The 4,383-nt window shown below is 53.4% G+C and carries 2 protein-coding genes and 3 pseudogenes; all 5 read right to left on the bottom strand.

Annotated elements, in window-relative coordinates; translation table 11 throughout:
- Positions 1–83 (bottom strand): annotated as a pseudogene (locus K4G67_RS14895) (IS5/IS1182 family transposase); the annotation flags it as partial.
- Positions 78–622: pseudogene (locus K4G67_RS14890) on the bottom strand (DDE-type integrase/transposase/recombinase); the annotation flags it as partial. The pseudogenes K4G67_RS14890 and K4G67_RS14895, both read right to left, overlap by 6 nt.
- Before the next feature lie 173 nt (positions 623–795).
- Positions 796–2,973, bottom strand: a complete 2,178-nt coding sequence (locus K4G67_RS14885) for a glycosyl hydrolase (protein WP_239807116.1) — start codon at positions 2,971–2,973, stop codon at positions 796–798.
- Positions 2,974–3,140: 167 nt separating this feature from the next.
- Positions 3,141–3,883 (bottom strand): annotated as a pseudogene (locus tag K4G67_RS17800) (IS5 family transposase).
- Positions 3,884–4,031: 148 nt separating this feature from the next.
- The coding region (locus K4G67_RS14870) for a hypothetical protein (RefSeq protein WP_239807114.1) at positions 4,032–4,383 on the bottom strand (352 nt) is incomplete at its 5' end.

Below are 4,383 nucleotides of genomic sequence, written 5' to 3'. Positions count from 1 at the left end.
AAGCGCCACATGATTCCGTTAAGCACCCGCCGGTCATCCACCCGGGGAACACCGCGCGGCTTGTCGGGCAACAAAGGCGCGAGGTTCAGCGTGTTGGCCATCTCCTCGGCGCGCATGTCGGTGCATAGCTTCCAGGGAATGATGTAACGCGAGAAATCGTCGACCACGGTCGACAGATACATCCAGCCCAGTCCGATGATCTTAAGTAGGTAAAGTCAGTCTGCCACATCTCGTTTGGACGGGTGGTGTTGGTATGGAACTGATCAGCGGCCTTGATCACGACATAGGCCGGGCGGGTGATCCGATCGTGGGCCTTTCAGCAGGAGGCAACCGTGAATTCTGATACGAAGCCGTGCTTCTTATCGGTCAAGCGCCCCGCCAGTTCGCAGGTTCTCAGATCGCGTTCCTCCAGCGCCAGTGTCACGATCTCGTCTTGGTATCAACGCCGATTCGGTTCCACACTTCCATGAACTCATTCGACCACTGTAATAAAGACTCTGCGATGCCTTCCTTCGCAGAACTCGGCGATGTTGCCATGACCGCGCAGACCATCCAGCACGATGCGGATCTTGTCCTCGGCCGAGAAATCGCGCCGCGTCTGCCGCCGAATATCCTTAACCACCGGCTCAGCAGGAACTTGGCCAGCGCTTTTTCAATGAGGGTTGGGACTTCTTGGGTAATTTGGTACAACGACGAAGCCCCAACCCTCCTTAAATCACAACCTGAAATCTGTGCCGTCAGTGCTGACGGCAGACAGAACCAACATTTTGATTACCTGATAAATTGTAACGAGGATCATCCGAAATTGAAGTCATTTGCAGTCAGTGTTTCGATTGACACATTGGCGATTGTAAGAACACCCTGACCTCCAAATGTGAACACTGCATCGGATCCGACCTGTTTACCAGCAGCAAAAACCTCATCGAAGGTATCGAACGTCGTTCCCAACGATACTTGTATTACGTCGTGACCCTCTTTCCCAAATTGAAAATCAACGATCGTATTTCGTCCAAAACCTTTATCGATGACAAAAATATCGCTCCCGTTTCCGCCGTAAAGACGGTCGGTGCCCAATCCGCCGATTAAAACGTCATCCCCATCCTCACCATAGATACGGTCGTCACCCGATCCGCCGATGAGAACGTCATTTCCGTCATCACCATAAAGCCCGTCATTTCCCGAACCGCCGTCTAATTTATCGTCGCCGCCCCGCCCATAAAGTTGGTCTCGGCCTGCGCCTCCATTAATGACGTTTTTCCCGGTGTTACCGTAGATTTTATTGCCTTTGCCGTTGCCGATACCATTGATGTCTGCGTTGCCGGTGAGCGTTATTTGCTCGGCAAACCTAGCGAGACCATCCATTGCAAAGTCTACGGAACTGATGATTTTATCGTAGCCGCCAGCATCGTTGCCGAACTGATCGGTTTCATCGATGATATCGTTGAGATCATTCACGATATAGAGATCGTTACCAGCCCCGCCGCGCAAAATATCTTGGCCTTCACCTCCATCCAAGCGGTCAGATCCTGTGTCCCCGATTAAGACGTCATTGCCACTACGGCCATACAAACGATCATCGCCTGGTCCGCCGATTATTTCATTTACTTTTGCATCTCCATACAATCGGTCATTTCCCATACCACCGATAAGGTTTTCAATATCGACGAAATATTTGCTGGATAGATCCGCAACAATTGCGTCCAATGCCGCCGAAAAATCGACGGTATCGATCTCCGAAGAGCCAACATAAGTGTTAGTTGGCGCCCCCCCCTCAATCACCTTCGGCACAGGCTTGGCATCACCCGGGTTTTGAGCGAGATCGAAAAAGGTTTCTCCCAATGGCGTAAGCGCGCCGAATTCGTCGTAGAGCTCAGTGTTGAGGTTGAGACCGTCGAGATTAGGGTAGGCGGAGAACCAGGCTTGCCTTTCAACATATGCAAGGTCGTCAAGCATATGTGTGCCAGCTTCAAAAAACGCCTGCTGTTCCTCAGCGCTAAAGCGACCTTCGTTGGACCAGTCCGCGAGTGACCATTCGGTGACCCAAATCGGCTTGCCATATTTCTCATGCACCTTTTCAAGGAAAGACTTGAAGGCGCCTACGTCGGTATTTGTGGTATAATAATGCACAGCGATGAAGTCTACTTCATACCCAAGCGCGTCAGCACCAGACATGAAGCGATCGAGCCAGCCGCCGCTTTTCAGGGTATTTGATGTCGTTACAGCGGGAGATCCAAGCCGCATCCCACTCGTCATTAACTCGGGCCATTCAGCCAACGCCTGTTCGACGCTCATGTTCGCCTGATTGGGATGATCGGGCTCATTGAAAGTCAGCAACGGCCCGCCCGGATTTGCAGCGGCAAGGCTATCCAGCTTACCCATATCAGCGGCCGACCAGATCATGGGGATAAAGCCGGGTGCACTCTGCGCCATCCCACTCGATTCGAAGTCCCCGTTGCCAATAAGATTTTTTTCATTGCCGAAAAACACAAAATCATCGAACTCGGCTAATCCGCTCTTCTCAGTATAGACCGTGATTTTTACATTCACTGCACCTTCGGGCGTACTACCATTCAGAACATAATCTTGATCGATCGCATTGATCCCCACCCATCTCGATGCCAGTAACGATCCCTGCGCGTCTTCGAACTTAAGCTCCACACCGGCGGAACCCAGAAGCAATTGGCCATCGAACTGGAAAGACCAAGAGGTACTATTGCCCAATAGCACTTCTTGAACAGCCCATCCATTTTGTCCGCTCAATAAAATTGAAGTGTCATCATGCTTGACCGTCAGATTCACGCCATTGCCGGATAACCAGCTATTTATGTTCCCGAGATCTACATTAGGCATCCAATTGTAGAACCAATCGGCAGACACGGTCTGAGCATCAATAATCATACTGATGCTACCGTGTACAGGCCATGTACCGATACCAATCTTTTCTTGATTCTCGATCACAAAAGGGTTGCTCATGTCGGCTCCAAGCAAAATTAACTATGAATGCGATTGCGCGGTCATTCGAATAATGGCCTGGAGACAGTTAAATTTGCCCTAATGGTTTAAAAATATATGCGTCTGGAGAGTCTCCTTCTGTTCTGGCCGCCTTCACGCTCGAAGGACGTCAAGCGGTCGACACGGCCTTAGGCGGCGTGGACAAATTTGAGCCAGTATCTGGCCTTGGCGAGATGGACCATTCCGAGGAAGCTGTTGGCCAATTGATCGTAGCGGGTGGCGATGGCGCGGTTGATCTTGATCTGCCCGAACATGCGCTCGATGCGGTTGCGTTGCTGGTAGAGCGCCCGATCATACTCGATTTTCACGCGGCGATTTGACCGGCCGGGAATGACCGCTTCGATTTTCCCTGCGGCAAGGTCGGCGCGGATCACGTCTGCGTCGTAGCCCTTGTCTGCAAGCAGCGCTTCCGGTGCCCGTTCGGGCAGTCCGGTCAAGGCATCATACGCCTTGCAATCTGCCGCCTCGCCGCCGGTCAGAATGAAGGCGAGCGGTCGTCCAAGGGCATCAGCCAGGCAGTGAAGCTTACTGGTGAACCCGCCCCGCGAGCGGCCAAGAGCGCGTCGATGAGTCCCCCTTTTCCGCCCGCTGCCGAGACATGGACGCGAACGGTGGTGCTATCGATGCTGTAGTGGCCGCTGTCCGCCATGATCTAGGCCAAAGTCACGGCAACGGTCTCCCAGACGCCGGCCTCGCTCCATCGCCGGAACCGCCGATAGATGGTGTTCCAGCTACCGTACTTCGGTGGCACGTCGCGCAATGGAGCACCGCAGCGAAGCCGCCACAGGATGCCGTTGATGATTGAGCGGTTTTGCTCGGGCCGCCTGCCGCGACCACGGTTCTCCGCTTCTATGGGCAGCAAGCCCTTCAGAACACGCCATGCCGCTTCGGTGAGATCGCCGCGGCTCAAACCTGCCTCCTAAAGGCAGCCTTGAATCAACCTCATCGCTTCGCGTCAATCTCGCCGTGTGTTTCCTTCAGCAGTTCGATGGCGAAGGCCGCGCTTATGGGAAATAAGTTCACCTATGACTGCCGTGCCAATAGACGAAGCCGCGCCACAGGCATCGACATCGAAACTGGCGCTGATGGGGTTCCTGACCTTCTGGTGCCCGTATATTTTCGTTTGGTTCATCCAGAAACCAGAATACCCGATAGCGTTCCGCCGAGTCTTCTCCGCTTGGGCGATCTTCTGGTGCGGATGCGCGGTGCTGTTTTTTATCGTGCAATTCGTCACGGGCGATCAACCCAGATAGGCATCCAGCCCGCCCGGACTTTGTCCACGCCGCGTAGGCCGTGTTGACAAAAGGAATTGGCAAATTTGCTTGGTTGTGATTCGAGCCTGCTTTTTGAGGGCCAGTCATGGGTCGCGGG

Origin of the sequence: Croceicoccus hydrothermalis (assembly GCF_022378335.1) — a bacterium.
Classification (GTDB): Bacteria; Pseudomonadota; Alphaproteobacteria; order Sphingomonadales; family Sphingomonadaceae; genus Croceicoccus; species Croceicoccus hydrothermalis.
This window is presented reverse-complemented; position numbering and strand designations above follow the sequence as displayed.